Annotated in this window: 14 protein-coding genes; 6 read left to right on the top strand and 8 right to left on the bottom strand. The window is 67.9% G+C overall.

Translation table 11 applies throughout. From position 1 onward, the window contains the following. Positions 1-7: 7 nt before the first annotated feature. A complete protein-coding gene (locus EUA94_RS17370) occupies positions 8-841 on the bottom strand; it encodes a glycosyltransferase family 2 protein (RefSeq protein WP_129428160.1) in 834 nt (277 codons plus the stop codon). A gap of 110 nt (positions 842-951) precedes the next feature. Here EUA94_RS17370 and EUA94_RS17365 point away from each other — a divergent pair, with 110 nt between their 5' ends. Then, the gene (locus tag EUA94_RS17365; protein WP_165356965.1) at positions 952-1,743 is read left to right on the top strand and encodes an FkbM family methyltransferase; all 792 of its coding nucleotides are present in this window, start codon (positions 952-954) and stop codon (positions 1,741-1,743) included. 29 nt (positions 1,744-1,772) lie between these two features. Here the strand turns inward: EUA94_RS17365 and EUA94_RS17360 are convergent, their stop codons facing one another. Continuing rightward, complete coding sequence (locus tag EUA94_RS17360; RefSeq protein WP_165356964.1) at positions 1,773-3,626, bottom strand: ABC transporter ATP-binding protein; 1,854 nt, start codon at positions 3,624-3,626, stop codon at positions 1,773-1,775. Positions 3,627-3,683: 57 nt separating this feature from the next. Here EUA94_RS17360 and EUA94_RS17355 point away from each other — a divergent pair, with 57 nt between their 5' ends. The 4 genes from EUA94_RS17355 to EUA94_RS17340 all read left to right on the top strand — a co-directional run bounded on the left by EUA94_RS17355 (position 3,684) and on the right by EUA94_RS17340 (position 7,519). After that, positions 3,684-4,772, top strand: a complete 1,089-nt coding sequence (locus tag EUA94_RS17355) for a glycosyltransferase (RefSeq protein ID WP_165356963.1) — start codon at positions 3,684-3,686, stop codon at positions 4,770-4,772. After that, on the top strand, positions 4,769-5,704 hold the full coding sequence (locus tag EUA94_RS17350; protein WP_129428156.1) for an alpha-1,2-fucosyltransferase: 936 nt from the start codon (positions 4,769-4,771) through the stop codon (positions 5,702-5,704). The genes EUA94_RS17355 and EUA94_RS17350 overlap by 4 nt, the downstream gene beginning before the upstream one ends. Positions 5,705-5,972: 268 nt before the next feature. Continuing rightward, positions 5,973-6,563 carry an FkbM family methyltransferase gene (locus tag EUA94_RS22235; RefSeq protein ID WP_165356962.1) on the top strand — a complete coding sequence of 197 codons (591 nt, stop codon included), beginning with the start codon at positions 5,973-5,975 and terminating at the stop codon, positions 6,561-6,563. Between the two features lie 59 nt (positions 6,564-6,622). Beyond that, positions 6,623-7,519: a glycosyltransferase family 2 protein gene (locus EUA94_RS17340; RefSeq protein WP_165356961.1), complete on the top strand. Its 897-nt coding sequence runs from the start codon at positions 6,623-6,625 to the stop codon at positions 7,517-7,519. Position 7,520: 1 nt separating this feature from the next. On the opposite strand, the gene EUA94_RS17335 is transcribed toward EUA94_RS17340, so the two are convergent. The 3 genes from EUA94_RS17335 to EUA94_RS17325 form a co-directional block, all read right to left on the bottom strand. After that, on the bottom strand, positions 7,521-8,351 hold the full coding sequence (locus EUA94_RS17335) for a rhamnan synthesis F family protein (protein WP_242494945.1): 831 nt from the start codon (positions 8,349-8,351) through the stop codon (positions 7,521-7,523). A gap of 83 nt (positions 8,352-8,434) precedes the next feature. Continuing rightward, positions 8,435-9,085 (bottom strand): WbqC family protein, encoded by a 651-nt coding sequence (locus EUA94_RS17330; RefSeq protein WP_129428152.1) that lies wholly within the window; start codon positions 9,083-9,085, stop codon positions 8,435-8,437. Next, positions 9,082-9,702, bottom strand: coding sequence for a PIG-L deacetylase family protein (locus EUA94_RS17325; protein WP_165356960.1), 621 nt, complete (start codon positions 9,700-9,702; stop codon positions 9,082-9,084). Before EUA94_RS17325 ends, EUA94_RS17330 begins: the two co-directional genes overlap by 4 nt. Positions 9,703-9,766: 64 nt before the next feature. Here EUA94_RS17325 and EUA94_RS17320 point away from each other — a divergent pair, with 64 nt between their 5' ends. Next, a complete protein-coding gene (locus EUA94_RS17320) occupies positions 9,767-10,978 on the top strand; it encodes a glycosyltransferase (protein WP_165356959.1) in 1,212 nt (403 codons plus the stop codon). Here EUA94_RS17320 and EUA94_RS17315 read toward each other — a convergent pair. Genes EUA94_RS17315 through EUA94_RS17305 form a run of 3 tightly spaced genes read right to left on the bottom strand, consistent with a single transcriptional unit; the run spans position 10,971 to position 14,906 of the window. After that, entirely contained in the window at positions 10,971-12,035 is a 1,065-nt protein-coding gene (locus EUA94_RS17315; RefSeq protein ID WP_129428149.1) for a glycosyltransferase family 4 protein, read from the bottom strand. The two genes, EUA94_RS17320 and EUA94_RS17315, sit on opposite strands and share 8 nt — an antisense overlap. Beyond that, a complete protein-coding gene (locus EUA94_RS17310; protein WP_129428148.1) occupies positions 12,032-13,876 on the bottom strand; it encodes a glycosyltransferase family 2 protein in 1,845 nt (614 codons plus the stop codon). Before EUA94_RS17310 ends, EUA94_RS17315 begins: the two co-directional genes overlap by 4 nt. 22 nt (positions 13,877-13,898) lie before the next feature. After that, positions 13,899-14,906: a MauE/DoxX family redox-associated membrane protein gene (locus EUA94_RS17305; protein WP_165356958.1), complete on the bottom strand. Its 1,008-nt coding sequence runs from the start codon at positions 14,904-14,906 to the stop codon at positions 13,899-13,901. Position 14,907: the final 1 nt, after the last annotated feature.

Genomic DNA, 14,907 nt, shown 5'->3' with positions numbered 1-14,907 from the left:
CGCCTGTTCAGGGTCTCTGAGCCAGTCGACGCCTCACTGAACGTCGCACTGCTCCCAGGCGAGATATCGCGTTCTCGATGCGCCCGTAGCGGCCCTTGAAGTGATGCAACAGGTTTCGCTGGGCGAGCAGGTGCTCGGAGAACTCGTTGGCGTGTCGTTGGTATAACGAAGAATTGTGAGCGAAAGCCTGCGCAAATGATTCGATCTGGCGCTCGTACGACATCGAGCTGATCATCGAGCCCTCGGTGCTTCGGTACCGGAAAACGACCTCGTCCAGTCGCACCACCTGACGGTCGAGACCGAGGATCTTCAGCCACAGGTCATAGTCCTCGTAACCGTGTTGCATGTAGGTCGAGTACCCGCCGACCGTCTCCCAATCAGCGCGGCGAAACATCGCGGTGGCATAGATGAGGTTGGTCGCCAGCATTCGGCCCATGCTGAAGTCAGGCAAGTACCAATCGCCGGTCGTCGCTCCGAATCGCTCAGCCCGGCCGTAGACGATGCCCACCTCGGCGCGGGAGTCGAGGACGTCGACGGCCTTCGCCGCGTAGTCAGGGTAAATCTCGTCGTCGTGATCCAACGGGAGGATGTAGGCGCCTGCCGACTCCTCGATCCCGCGGTTGCGCGCCGCGCAGAGCCCTTGGTTCTCCTGCCGGATCACGCGCGCCTGGCCGGCCTTCTCGATGTGCTTGAGCGTCTCGAGCGTCGTTGAATCGGTCGACCCATCGTCAACGACGAGTACTTCGACAGCCGGGTGAGTCTGGGCGAGTGCGGACGTTACTGCTTCCTGCACCAGGCCGCCGCCGTTGTAGCAGGGGATGACGATCGAGACCTTAGTCATCTGGCCAGCCTAGGTGAGATCGGAGGCCCGTCGTCTCCATCGAGCGACTAGGGTCTGGGCGCATGGGGCGGGCATGGGACATGGTCGACGGACTCGATCAGCGTGGAGGGGTGAGCCAGCTCGTCGCGCGCACGATCATCGGCGTGGCGAAATCGCTCAAGGACACAACGGCCAACAGACATCTCAGCGTCGTGCGCTGGTCACCCACCCGGCAGGCATGGATCCATCGATGGCCCGGCGGACTCGTCATCGATCGGAAACGTTGGAGCACGCCCGAAGAGTGGGCTACCAACGGCGACTACGACATGCCAGACCTGCTCTGGACGGAGTATCAACCGAAGCCGGGCGATACGGTCATCGATGTCGGCGCGGGCCACGGTGGCGAGACGTACTTCCTCGCGTCCATGGTCGGCGAGCGCGGCAAGGTCCTCGCCGTCGAGGCCGCACCAAGGCCGTTCGGCCGCCTGCAGGAAATGGTGGAGATCAACGGGTGGGAGCATGTACACCCTGTTCAGGTCGCGTTGTCAGACCGCGTCGGCACCGTAAGGATCACCGACGACGAAGACAACTGGATCGCAGCGAACATCTATGCCGATGCGACGGACGGCGTCGACGTTTCGGCGACCACCTTTGACGACCTGTGCCAGGACCACGGGATCACGACGGTGGACTGGGTCAAGATGAACATTGAGGGCGCCGAGAAGGACGCGATACGTGGGATGGAACGTATGGCGCCACACGTGCGGCACATGACGATCGCGTGCCACGACTGGCTGGGCACCGAGTGGGGTCGTAGCAGGGAGCAGGTGCTGACCTGGCTCCACGATCACGGTTTCCGAACGCGCCTGCATGGTCGCGAGAACACGTGGGATGGGGACTATGTGCATGCGTGGCGGGACTAATGGTCGCGAGGTCGCCCGCGCGCTAAGTGTCAGACCCCCGACGCAGACTCGTCGACCATGACCAGCGACCCGAGCGAGACCAGTTCTGCGAATCGGTCGTTCGTTGCTCGAACCTTTTCGAAGGTGCCGTAGGCCACGACCTTGCCCTGCTCCATGAATGCGAGAGCGTCGCACTGCCTGACAGTCGACAACCGGTGGGCGACCACGACGACTGACACCTGACCTCGCAGACCGGTGATGGTCTCCGTGATTCGACGTTCTGTCAGGTTGTCCAGGGCCGAGGTTGCCTCGTCGAGGACGAGGAGGGCTGGGTTGCGGTAGAGGGCGCGGGCGATGCCGATGCGCTGACGCTGCCCCCCCGACAGACGCATCCCGCGCTCCCCGGCGTCGGTGTCAAGCCCCTCGGGCAGGTCCGCTATCAGGTCCGACAGCTGGGCCCGCTGGATCACATCGGAGAGCCGCGCCTCGTCCAGCGGCTCGTCGAAGATGATGTTGTCGCGAATGCTCACATCCAGGAGCGACACCTCCTGCGGAACCACGGCAAGTTGTTTCTGCCACGCCGGCAGGTTGTCGAACACGGAGACTCCGCCTGCCGTGACCGTGCCCCCACCTGGCCGCTGAAGGCCGAGGAGCACGTCGATGAGCGTGCTCTTGCCAGCACCGCTCGTCCCTACGACGGCCAAGGAGGTTCCTTGTGGGATTTCGAGGTTCACGCCGTCGAGCACGTCCACATTGGGGCGATCGGCATAGTAGAAACGCAGCCCGCTGATGGACACCGAGCCGCGAGGCACGTCAGTGGTCACTATCTGGGCGCCCTCAAGCAGCTGGCTCTCACGCATGGCTCTGTGCTCGATGATGAGGTGTTTCAGCGGCCCGTACGCGAACCGGATCCCGGACAATCCGGTGATCAAGCGGACCGAGCTCGGAAGCACACGAGCTCCAGCCGCCACGAAGAGCCCCAGCACGACCAGCCCTTCCTCAGCGCTGGCCCCAGTGGTTGCGGTCGCCGCAAGAACTCCGATGCCGAGGACGAAGGCAATCTCGAGGAAGTAGGAGGGGAGCAAGGACAGGATGGCGGCACGCACGCCCGCTTCGGCTCCTTCGGCACCCTTGCTTCGAAAGTCCTCTACGAACGGCGCGTGCGCCTTGCGTAGCTTGATTTCCTTGACCGCGTTCAGCGATTGGAGGGACGACTTCGACACGGCCTGGGATGCGATCCGGTTGCGCTCCCCGGCGGCCTGGATCCGCGGGCGAATCACGCGCTGGACCACGAAGGCGGCCAGACCGAAGTACGCCGCTGCAGCGATGGTTGTCATCGGCGAGATGACGAGCAGCGATCCGAAGATGAAGCTGATGGTGAGGAGCTCGGTGAGAACCCCAAGAGCCGATCCGAGACCGCCAGCGTATCCGGAGCCGACCGCGGCCCCGATCGTCCAGATCTTGTCGCCAGTGTTCTGTCGCAGGTGCCACGCATATGGGGCAGTGAGGTACCCCTCGAGCATCGCCGTCGAGATGGAGACGTTCTGCGAGGCCATGAACCGGAGCTGCCAACGCCGCACGAAGAGGGACGCCACGTCCTTCACGATGAATGCCCCAAAAATGATCAAAGCGAGGCTCATCACGAGGACTTGTGGGCTGGGGTCGCCCAAGAAGTCGCTGACCCATCCGACGGCACCGGCGTCCAGTGACTGCCCCGTGACGTACTGCATCATCGGCAGCATCGCTAGCACCCCGACCATGTCGAGCGCCGCGAGGACCGCCGAGAGCGCGACGGACACGGCGAGCCGTTTGCGGGTCGGATTGTCAATCAGCTCGCCCATCCCGGGCGGGAACCCGAGAAGGCCGGCGAGTCGACGGAGGGGAAGTCCTGTCAGGCGCAGCACGGGGACAGTCTGCCCTTTGATCCAGTGGGACGCGGGTTCCCTGCTTGAATCGGGCATGTGATCCGTTTCATGGCGCCCGACCTGCCGACCCCCAGCGGGGGCATCAAGGTAATCTACCGCTACGTGGAGCACCTCTGCGCTCTGGGTCACGACGCCCGGGTGTGGCACGGAACGCCCGGGTTCGCCTACGACTCGTGGGGATCGACCGCCCCGGTGGACACGGGTCATCAGGTCGACTTCGCTCCTGGCGACGTCCTGGTGATGCCGGAGTCGGGTGGTTCGAAGTGGAGCTTCCTGTCCGAGGGGCACCCTGTGGTGATGCTGGTCCAGGGGATGGACTTCGTCTTCGCCAACTCCGACTTCCTCGTCGACGAGCCCGGCGCCTACCCGGGATGGCCCCAGGCCACGGCGGCGCTGCCGATCTCCGACGCCATCGAGGTCTTCCTGCAGCGCGCCTGCACCCCCGGCTTTCCGCTTCACTCGGTGCCCGTGCAGATCGAGGACTGGTTCGTCCCGAGGCCCAAGGAGAAGCGGATCGCACTGATGCCGCGCCGGCGCCGCGAGGACCTGCTCGGCGCAGTCCAGCTCGTACGACGATCGGGGCACCTGCGCGACTGGGAGATCGTGCTCATCGACGGCATGACCCAGCAGCAGGTGGCCGAGGAGCTGGGCCGAGCGGCGATCTTCCTCTTCGGCGCCGAACGCGAGGGTGTGGGCCTCCCGGGCGCCGAGGCGATGGCGTCCGGTTGTTACGTCGTCGGGTTCACCGGAGACGGCGCAAAGGAGTACATGCTTCCCCAGCACGCGTCCGTGATCGCCGACTCCGACGTGGTCGACATGTGCGATCGGACTCTCGAGGCGATGGACTGGTTCGAGAACTCGAGGGAGCTGTTTGACGATCGAGCCGGCCGAGGCCGCGAGTGGGTGCGGTCGCGTCACAGTGCGGAGCTCGTCCGAGCAAGGCTCGACGTGGCCTTCGCTGCGATCACGGCGCCAGGCTCTGCTGCGCTCCTCTCCACGCAGGTCAGGCTGTCGCACTACCAGGCGCACGCACCGGCGACTGACGTGGTGAATCGGAGCCGCATGGCAGTCAGGCGCTACGGCCGCAGGTTCATTGACGCCACCCTGAAGGGCTCGCAGCCATGAGCGTGCAGACGGGGGCGCGTGCGATGGCCTCGGGCATGGTTCAACCGGTGTTGTCGCAGGTGCGGCAGCGCGTGGGCAAGCAGGTGGTCAACCTGACCCCGGAGTTCATGGGCTTCGGCAACCAACTCTACCTGTGGACGTGGGCTCACGCGCACCGTAGCGAGCCCGTGCCTCATCGCGTCCTGATCGTGGACCGCAGCCGCTACTGGCTGCCCTTCTTCCCGGCGATCCACCCCTATCTGATCGAGCGGTCCGAGATGTCCTTCTGGGATGCGAGGGGCCACTTCTACGCCTACAAGACAGAACACTCGGGGGATCCACGGGGTTTCACGGACGAGTCACGTGCCGACTTCGTTCGCGACTGGATCCTGACCAGCCCTGCGCTGCAGGGTGCAGACAGCGGGGCGCTCGCCCGCGATGACGTGCTGACCCTCAACCTCCGCCGTGGAGACTTCTACAGCAATCCGTGGCATCGACCTGACTACGCGTTCGACGTCGAGTCGTACGCGCGCCTGGCAGTCCGTCGCGCGATCGAGCAGGACGGCCCGGTGCGCCGCATCCACGTCGTTTCCGACGATCGGGCTTGGTGCAGGTCGCATCTCGGCTGGCTCACGTCTCATGCCGACGAGGTGACTGAACCCCCACCGTCGGCCCAGCCGATCGACCACCTGCGGGACGTGATCTCGTCGCGACGCCTGGTGATCGCCAACGGGACATTCTCCCTCTGGGCGGCTGCGATCTCGCGAGTCTTGCTCGGGGCGCCGCAACACACGGTGTGGGCGCCCGCCTTTTTCCAGCGCCGCTACGGCCCTGGTCGATGCGTTGAGTACGACCAGGACTGGAGCTTCGTGGACGAGCTGCCCGATGGGTGGCAGCCGGACTGGGTGCTGGATGGCCTCGATGGTGACCCCGCGCGCGAGACGAGCCATTAGCATCCGGACCGTGGACATCACTGAGTCGAACCGATCTGCTCGTCGAACCGGAGCTGCCGTCTGGTCTGGTGCATTGCGGCACGGCACGCGACACGCGTACGGCATCGCCAAGACGATGCTCGACTCGACTCGCCACCGCCGTCTCGTGACGACCCGATGGGTGGCGTCGGAGAATCGTTGGCACTATCGCTGGCCCGAGGGTCGCGTCGCCGACGGCGGGCGCTGGAAGGATGCGCAGGGCTGGGCCACGCGCGGTACCTACTACGGCATGGACGACCTCTTGTTCAGCCGCTATCGGCCTCGAGCGGGTGACGTGGTGTTCGACGTCGGGGCTGGAGACGGTGGCGAGACGCTCTACCTCGCCTCGATGGTCGGGGCGTCAGGTCGCGTGGTGTCGGTGGAGGCCGCGCCCACGCCATTCGGCCGCCTCCACGAGCTCGTACGCCGCAATGCCTGGCCGCAGGTGACGCCGCTGCACATCGCCCTGACCTCGACGCCGGGAAGTGTCACCATCAGCGACGACCCCGAGCGATGGGTGGCCGGCAACATCTTCGAGGCCGAGGGCTCGGTCGAGGTCGAGGGCCGGACCTTTGACGACGTGTGCGAGTCGCTCGGGATCGAATACGTCGACTGGGTCAAGATGAACATCGAAGGCGCCGAGAAGGACGCGCTCCGGGGGATGGAGCGCATGGCCCCCCACATCCGGCACTTCACCATCTCGTGCCACGACTTTCTCGGTACGGAGTGGGGCCGGTCCAAGGATGAGGTCCTTGCCTGGTTGGAAGGTCATGGCTTCAACGCGGAGATGCGCGGCGAGGGTGACTTCGTGCAGCAGCTCTACGTCTACGCATGGAGGTGAGCGCGTCGGTGGCGAATGCGGCCGGTCGCCTCACAGACGAGGTCCGGGCACGAGTGAGGATGCTGCGCGCGCTCCGATCGCGTGAGGTACGGCTGGCGCGCAAGGGTTTCGTGGACATCGACCTCCCGCGAGCTTCACGGGTGCCCGGCTCGTTCTGGGCAGTGATGATGGTCAAGAACGAGGCAGACGTCATCGAGAGCACCGTGAACCACCTGCTGAGCCAAGGAGCAGCGGGAATCCTCGTTGCCGACAATCTCTCCACGGACGCCACCCTGGACCTGCTGCGGAGCCTGGCCGAACGAGATAATCGAGTGCACGTCGCGCGCGACCTCGAGCCCGGGTACTACCAGTCGGCGAAGATGTCGTACCTGGCGCGGCGCGCGTGGAAGGCCGGTGCCGACTGGATCGTGCCCGTCGACGCCGACGAGCACTGGTTCGCACCGAAGTTCAGCCTCGCTGACTACTTCAGGCGCTCAGATGCGCCGCGAGCATGGGCTGCCATGCACGAGGCCTACCCGGAGAACGCGGATGCCCGCTGGGAGCCGATGGGTCTCATCCAGGTTGAACGCGATCCTGGGCCGCTTCCGAAGGTGGCCTTCAAGGCGGCGCCATGGACATGGATCGGTGACGGGAACCATTCCTTGCGCGGCGTACCTCCCAGCAGGCAGGCCGACCTGAAGCTGCTGCACTACCAATACCGCTCGCAGGCGCAGTTCTCGTCCAAGGTGCAGGGAGGCGTCGCAGCCCTGAACCGGGCGGTGGGGCAGAACCCCGAGATGGGACAGCACTGGCGTGAGCAGGCCGCCATGAGCGAAACGGCTCGGGGGGATCGGTGGCGGGACCTGGTGGAATCACGGATCGAGGACCACGGTCAGCGTCGCCGAGCGAGCCGAGTGCTGGTCCGGGCACCGGGAGCGTGGGCCACGTGGGACCCGTCGGGGGAGATCGGGGTCTGAGCTACTCCAGCTCGGGACGCCGAAGCGCCCACGCCGGCCAGGTGTAGGCGTCATTGGCAAGCGGCGTGCAGCCAGCGTCGTCGGACGCCCAGACCTGATGTCCGTCGAGCTGTGGCACCACCGCGAACAACCTCTCCAGGGCGTGCGCCATGGTTCCGTCGAGCTGGCCCAGCTCGGCCTCGAACTTTCGTGTCGGCACGTCGAGGCACTCGGCGATCCGGTCGAGGTTGGCCCAGAACATGGTTCCCGCGAAGAATCCGAACCGTGAGGGTTCGTCGAGCGCGGCGGACCCCTGCGGTTTCCGACGCGACAAGAACCAGTGCAGATCCGGACTGTTGAGCCACACATGGATCGCGAGAGGGTAGTAGCGGGAGGCCGGTCCCACCATCGCCGCGCGGCCGTCGACGACCAGCTCGCGGCATCGACGTGCGCCCTCGGCTGAGGGGACGAGTTCCTCGAGACACGCATCGAGGAACTCGGCTCCGTCATCGGCATGAACACTTCGCTTGCCGTGCAGCTTGAGGACGGCCGAGTAGCCGGCGCTCCGCAGTCCCGCGGCCACGCGGATGAACGGCAGCACGTCGCGGCCAATGTTGGGAGTCCGGTAGAGCCGCGCGTGGGGAGCAGCTCGGAGAATGCCGTCACGAGATCCCCAGGCCGGATCGGAGACGGTGACGAAGAGGTCCAAGTCCTGCGGCAGAAGACTCAGTCGCTCGACGAGGGTTGGCCACACCTCGGGATAGTGAAGGTGTACGACGACTGCGGTGTCCGACGACCGGGGCGACCGTGACACGTCGCGAGTGATGCGCCTCAGCCGACGATCTGCGGCCATCGAGCGTCCCGCATTGCGAGTCCTCCGGATGACAGCTCTCGTTGCGCTGGCGGGGGTCTGGCGGCGCATCATCTGCGCAGGCTTCATGCGTGCCCCGCCGCTGCCTTCGCCACGATCTCCATCGGATCGTCGTGGTCCATGAGGACGGTGACGATGGAGTCGCCCGTGGTCTTGTGGTGGTCGGAGAACTCCAGTCCGATGCCGAGGTCGGCGAACCTCGCCCTGGCCTCGTCGCCGAGGTAGTCCTTGGCGCCGGTCCCGGAGAGATAGGACGTCGCGCCGACCATCTGGAGCTGCTCGAGCACGCGGTCGGCGGCCTTCTCCTGCGGCGGGTCGGTCACCACCACGTCCGTGGTGATCCCGAGGTAGTCGCGCATCGACAGGATCATCTGGTGGTTGACCTCGGCGAGGTTGTGCGAGTCGACCGAATGGATCATCGCCAGCACGTCGCCGCTGCGGTCCTTCCAGTGCCGCGCGTTGCGGTAGCGACCGGTGATGGAGGCCTCGAGGTGGTCCTGCCAGCCCGGCTTGACCATCGTCTCCTTGATCGGGATCAGGTGCGGCTTTGTCTCCAGCGGCAGCGTCACCCAGGTCTCGCGCATCATCACGCGCCGCTGCACCCAGTGCTTCTGGAGCTGGTCGTGCACGGCCAGGACGAAGAGGTCGCAGTTGACCATCTTGAACCAGAACCCCGGCCAGGGCAGGAGGTCGGGCTGGTGGATCGCGACCTTCACTTGCGCACCGTCCGCACCAGCGCGAACTGCTCGGCGTACGGCACGAGCCGCACCTGGCCGAGCGCTCCGGCGATCTGCCGCACGCTGTTGATCGGGTGGACCTCCGTGGGGATCTCCGACTGGTAGGCCTGGCAGGCGGCCTCCTTGGCAGTGATCTGCTCCTCGGTCAGCGCCTCGAAGACGTTCCACCGCAGGTCCGTGGGGTAGAGGTTCACGTCGTAGACCGCGATGTCGTAGACGTAGACGCTCGGCGGGAACCAGTGGTCGAGCGACATCGACACCCGGCACGAGCGCATGCCGGCTTCGTAGACCGCGATGTGGTCCTGGTGGAGCGACGGGTAGGGGAGGTAGAGCTCGTCGGGCTTGAGCTCGGCCATGATCTCGTCGATCGCACCGACCATCTCGGTCATGTGCTGCGGGGTCTGCCCGTCGGGGAACCCGAGGCGGCGCGACTCGGCGACGCCCAGGATCTTCATCGCCTCGACGTGCTCGCGGGTGCGTGTCTCACCGCTGTCCGTCATCACGACGACGACGCACTCATCGGGGTGCTTGGCCATGAGGCCGCCACAACCCATGGCCTCGTCGTCCATGTGGGGGGCCAGGATCAGCCGCAACATCTGCACTCCTTCGTCTTCGACGCTCGCGAGTCTAGGTGCCGGCACGTCTGGGAAGATGCACCGCGTGACCCGACTCCGCGTGGTGCTGATCAGCATGTACGTCGGTCACGAGCGTGTGCCGCACGCCGGTGGCCGCTACCTCCTCGCGCTGCAGCGCCTCCTCGATGCCGAGACCGATCTCACCATGCTGACCGTCGGCAACCGCCTCAACCACGAGGCGGCTCAGAAGCAGGGCGTGCCGGGCCGGCTGCTCCTGCTCGGGCACGAGCCGGGCCGCAACCCCGTCGCCAAGCTCGTCAACCGCCTCACCGTGGGGGCCGACGCGCGCCTGCGCCGACGCCGTGACCCGGGCCTGCCCTCACTGCCGTTCGTCTTGGGTCTGCTGAGGTCACCGCGGGCCAGGGCCGCCGTTCGTGAGGCGGACGTGATCGACCTGCAGTACTCGGAGTCGATCCGGCTCGTGAGGTTGTTGCGCCGGCTCAACCCGGATGCGCGCATCACCGGCACGTTCCACGACGTGATGAGCCAGTCCTTCTCGCGTGAGCCGCAGGACTCCCCTGCGACGAGGCGGTACTGGCAACGGGTCGCCACCCGGTCGCGTGCACAGGAGAGCCACATGGTCGAGCGGCTCGACGAGGTGCTCGTGTTCAGCCGCAAGGACGCTGAGCTGCTGGGCAACCCGCCCCACACCGTCGTCCACCCACCATTGTCCGTGGGGCTCGAGCCACCGCACGAGCCCGCGGATGCACCGGTGGTCGTCGTGGTGTCCTACCTGGCGCGCGACGAGAACGACAAGGCCGCGCTGTGGACCATCGAGCACGTGTGGCCACGCGTGCACGCTGCGCGCCCCGAGGCGGTGATCCGCTTCATCGGGGGCGGGGCCTCCGACAGGCTGCGGGACACAGTTGCGGCGCTGCCCGCGGGCAGCGGCGTCGTGCTCGCGGGTTTTGTCGACGACCTGGACGCGGAGTACGCCGCCGCCGCCGTGTCGCTGGTGCCCGTGCTCCAGGGCGCCGGCGTGAAGTTCAAGACGGTCGAGGCGCTCTGTCACGGCGTTCCCGTGGTGACGACGACAGTGGGCGCCGAGGGCATCGAGGGCGAGGACCTCTACGCCGGGCTCGCCGACGATCCGGGGGCATTGGCCGACGCCCTGCTGGCTGTCCTCGACGACCCTGCCGGCGCCCAGGAGCGGTCCGATCTTGTGCAGCACTGGGCGCAGGAGACCTACGGCCGGGAGAGGTTCGACACCACGATCCGCAGTACCTGGGTCAGGTGAGTCCGCGCTCCTGGCACGCAGCGGCGATGTCTGCCCACATCAGCCGGGCGCTGAACCGGGTCTCCGCACTGTTCCGCGCAGCAGTGCCGAGGCGGGCTCGCTGGGCCTCGTCCTCCCGCAGCTCGACGAGGAGATTGCGCCAGCCGTCGACGTCGCCGACCTCGACGAGGCGACCGGTGACGCCGTCCTCGAAGTAGTCCCGCATCGCCCGCGTCCCCGTCACAGCGACGCACGAGCCGCTGGCGGCCGCCTCAAGCGCCACGCTCTGGCCAGTCGGGTAGGCGAGGTCGTGCGTGGGTACGGCGACGACGCGCGCGCGTCGCAGGAGGGAGCGGTACTCGGTCAGCGGGACGACGCCCCTCATCTCGACGTTGTCCGGGACGTCCAGCCCCGCGACGTTGTCGGGCTTGCACACGAGGTGGAGCACGAGGTCCGTGCCGCGAACGGCGTCGAAGAGCGTGGCGTAGTCGCGGCCACGGTCCTGCCCGACCGCCAGCAGGTCGATGTCGCGCTCGCCGGTGCCGGGTGTGTAGAAGTCGTCGTTGACGCCGAACCGCACAGCCAGCGTGCGATCGCGGACGATGCCTGCCTCCTCGAACACCTCGGTCTCGTGGACCGACATGTGCGTGATCAGGTCGGCGCCGGCGTACCTGTTGACCAGGCGCCGTCTCTGCTCCGGGCCGGCCGAACGCAGCTCGTCGGCCAGCCAGACCGACCAGACGACCAGTGGCGTGGATCCGTACGGCGGCAGCTTGGCCCGTCGCATCACGGAGGCTGCGGCCCCCTGCTGCTCGAGCAGGGCGAGGACCACGTCGGCGCGGCGGGCGTCGCGGGCGCCGCGGATGGCCCGTTCGAGCGGGAAGCCGGCGCGGTGCTCGACGACGTCGCGCCACCGGCGCCACCGGGGATCGACCGCACGCCGCGCCCCGGAGAGCGACCAGCCCAGGTCCGTGAGGGCGTCGGCGCCGTAGGGCAGCGCCGACGGGACCTCGTGACGGGCGAACCGCTCTCCCCAGGCATCGAGGTCGTGCTCGGAGAGGACGAGCGCCCGAGTCATCGGTCTCCCCGGATCATGGACAGCTCGCTGCGCGCGACGTCCAGCGGACGAATGTCGCGTCCGGCCGCACGGCGGAAGGTGTTGACCGCCAGGTTGGCTCCGGTGGCGGCCGTGAGGGCGACCTGCAGAGCCCGACGGGACCCCCACTTGTCGGCGTACAGCAGCTGGCCCTCGACGAGCCACCTCCTCCGCGAGGCGGAGGGGGACGAGCCGCCGCCTGCGTGGACGACGGTGGGGGATCGGAGGGCGATGGCCGAGACGCCGCGCTCGCCGAGACGCCGCTGGAGGTCGACCTCCTCGGAGTTCATGAAGAAGCGTTCGTCGAACCCCCCGACGGCACGGAACTCCGCGAGCGGGATCCACATGGCGGCCCCGACGACCCAGTCGACGGGGCGCTCTGAGACCTGCGCGTGTACGTCGTGTCCGACCGCCCGGTGCCAGGCCGACGTCCCGCGGAAGCGGGCGAGCGGGGTCAGCCATGCGGCGAACTGGTGCCGAACCCTGGGGAAGTCGCGGCCCACCCATGCTTCGGTGCCGTGCTCGTCGACCATCCTCGGCGCCAGAACCGCGTGCGGACGCGCGCGAGCCGCCGAGACCATGTCGGCGACGAACGTGGGCTCGATGCTGAGGTCGCTGTTGAGCACCAGCACCGCATCACCGGTCGCCGCGGCGATGCCCGAGTTCACGTTGGCCCCGAAGCCACCGTTGGCGGTCCGTCGCACGACGTCGACCCCCGGTCGGTCGGGGAACGGGTCGGGTGAGGCGTCGTCGGCGACGATGACCTGCACGGGATGGGTCTGGGCGGCGAGCTGGTCCAGGAGAGCGAGCGCGGTCGCTGGGTCGCCGTAGTGGGGGACGACCACGCTCACGGAGTCGAGTGCACTCACCGGCACGTCCCTGACCCAGTCCGCGTCCCCGACTCGGCGCCCGGCCGCCGCGGCCGCCTCGACGGCCCATGCGACTGCTTTTGCGCCCAGCCGCTCCGGAAGACGGGGCAGGGCCGCGTCCACGCGGCGACCAAGAGCGCCCGCCGCGGCGCGCGAGTCGATCCGGGCAGCTGCGGATCCGACGGCGCGACTCCACGGGTCGCGTGCAGTGCTGCCGATCGGATGGCTGCCCGGGTGGCGTGTGTCGAAGGCGAGCGTCGACGCTCCCGAAGTGAAGGCACGCGCTGCCCGGGTGGCCGTGTCGGTGGCAGGCCCGCGGTGCTCCACCTCGAGCGCCGGATCGATGACGATCTCCACGCCCGAGCGGGCGAGCCGCAAGCCGAGCTCGGAGTCCTCGCGGTACCGCATCGCCGTGTCGAAGCCCCCGACCGCGGTATAGGCGGCCTTGGTCACGGAGTTGCAGGCAGCCCAGTGGCGCCAGCGCTCACCTGCGGGTCGGGCGTACGCCTCGGCGAGCAGCCGCTCGTTCGCCGGTCGGCCGTAGGCGGCTGCGTAGGGCGTGTCGGGGAAGACGTCGCGCGTCATCGAGATGACGCCCACCGGGCGCGCGCCGACCGCCCGGCCGCGGTGGTGGGCCAGGTGACCCGCGACCAGCCCGGGCGGTGGCGTCAGGTCGTCGTCGCAGCGCAGGACGATCTCACCGCGCGCCTCGTCGTACCCGGTCGACAGCGCAGCCGCGACGCCGTCACCGCCGGTCCGCCGGACGACCCGCAGCGGCACCCGGTCGGCGTACGTCTCGAGCACGGCGCCGCTGCCGTCGACGTCGCCGTCGAGGACCACGACCACCTCCCACGGCTCGTCGACGACCTGGGCCGCGAGGGCGTCCAGCAGGACAGGCAGCCTGCCCGCGCCACCGCGGGTGGGGATCACGACGGAGACGGCGGGATCGGACACGCGTCGATCCTAGGAGGCAGGACTACTGCTCGACCGGTGCTCCCGCAGCTTCGACCTCTTCGAGCACGGCCTCGACGAGCTCGAGGATGTTGTCCTCCCCCGTGACCGGTCCTCCTGCGAGCAACCCGTCCGCGCCCAGGAGCACGGCCGCGGGAGTGCCGGACAACCCGAGGACGCGCTGTGCGTTCAGCTCCGGCTCCCACGTCGCCAGGTCCGGACGATGGCCGACCTGTCCAGCCGCGGCGGACTCGTCGGTGTAGACGACAAGGATTCCCACCGCCGGGTCGAGGCGATCGGCCCATCCATCGACCTTCTCGGCGATCCGCAGGCAGGACCCGCAGTGCGTGTTGAGGAAGAAGAGGACGCGTGCCTGGGTGCTGGCCGCCTCCGCCAACGTGGCCGAGTTCCCGTTCAGGTGGGTGAGGACGCCGTACGGGATGGGCTGCCGCTCGTAGTCGAGCACCTCGACCTCGGAGGCCGAGGATCGGGCGGAGGACACAGCCGAGGGCGGGGCGGCCACCAGCAGGGCGACGGCGACGGCTGACGCCGTGGCGAGGAGCGCCCACCACCCAGCTGCGCCGAGCTCGCCCATGGCGCCTGGAGCAGACCCACCATCGACGGCGTACCAGAGGACGAGGGCCGCGAGCGCCGAGAGCAGGACGTTGCGGCCCAGCGTTTGCGGCCCGACCTCGTGTCGGCCGATGCTGCCGAAGCACGAGCACGTCACGGGCTCGTCGAACGTGAGGGCCCGGGCGATGAGGGCCGTGTAGGCGAGCATCAGGAGCAGCACGACCGCGGCCGGAGCCCACGAGAACCTCGCCGGCGTCACGAGGAGGAGGACGGCGAGCGCGATCTCGACCCACGGCAGAGCCGCGGCGCTGGGTCCTGCAGGAACGACCGCCGGCACCCGGAGCGCGATGAATGCGTCCTGTGTCGCCCGGCGGTCACGCAGCTTGGCTGCACCGCTCACGAGCAGCACCGCGCCCAACGTCAGGACGACGACGAGAGCTGCGACGGGGGACGACGTCATG

Source organism: Nocardioides zhouii, assembly GCF_004137345.1.
Classification (GTDB): domain Bacteria; phylum Actinomycetota; class Actinomycetes; order Propionibacteriales; family Nocardioidaceae; genus Nocardioides; species Nocardioides zhouii.
The sequence above is the reverse complement of the archived record's forward strand: the minus strand, read 5'-3'. Positions and strand labels throughout refer to the sequence as shown.

Bases quoted from the DNA above. Each gene is read 5' to 3' on its own strand.
- EUA94_RS17335 (WP_242494945.1), bottom strand. From the start codon at position 8,351: ATGGCCGCAGATCGTCGGCTGAGGCGCATCACTCGCGACGTGTCACGG.
- EUA94_RS17315 (WP_129428149.1), bottom strand. From the start codon at position 12,035: ATGACTCGGGCGCTCGTCCTCTCCGAGCACGACCTCGATGCCTGGGGA.
- EUA94_RS22235 (WP_165356962.1), top strand. From the start codon at position 5,973: ATGGACGACCTCTTGTTCAGCCGCTATCGGCCTCGAGCGGGTGACGTG.
- EUA94_RS17325 (WP_165356960.1), bottom strand. From the start codon at position 9,702: ATGTTGCGGCTGATCCTGGCCCCCCACATGGACGACGAGGCCATGGGT.
- EUA94_RS17340 (WP_165356961.1), top strand. From the start codon at position 6,623: ATGCTGCGCGCGCTCCGATCGCGTGAGGTACGGCTGGCGCGCAAGGGT.
- EUA94_RS17370 (WP_129428160.1), bottom strand. From the start codon at position 841: ATGACTAAGGTCTCGATCGTCATCCCCTGCTACAACGGCGGCGGCCTG.
- EUA94_RS17350 (WP_129428156.1), top strand. From the start codon at position 4,769: ATGAGCGTGCAGACGGGGGCGCGTGCGATGGCCTCGGGCATGGTTCAA.
- EUA94_RS17305 (WP_165356958.1), bottom strand. From the start codon at position 14,906: ATGACGTCGTCCCCCGTCGCAGCTCTCGTCGTCGTCCTGACGTTGGGC.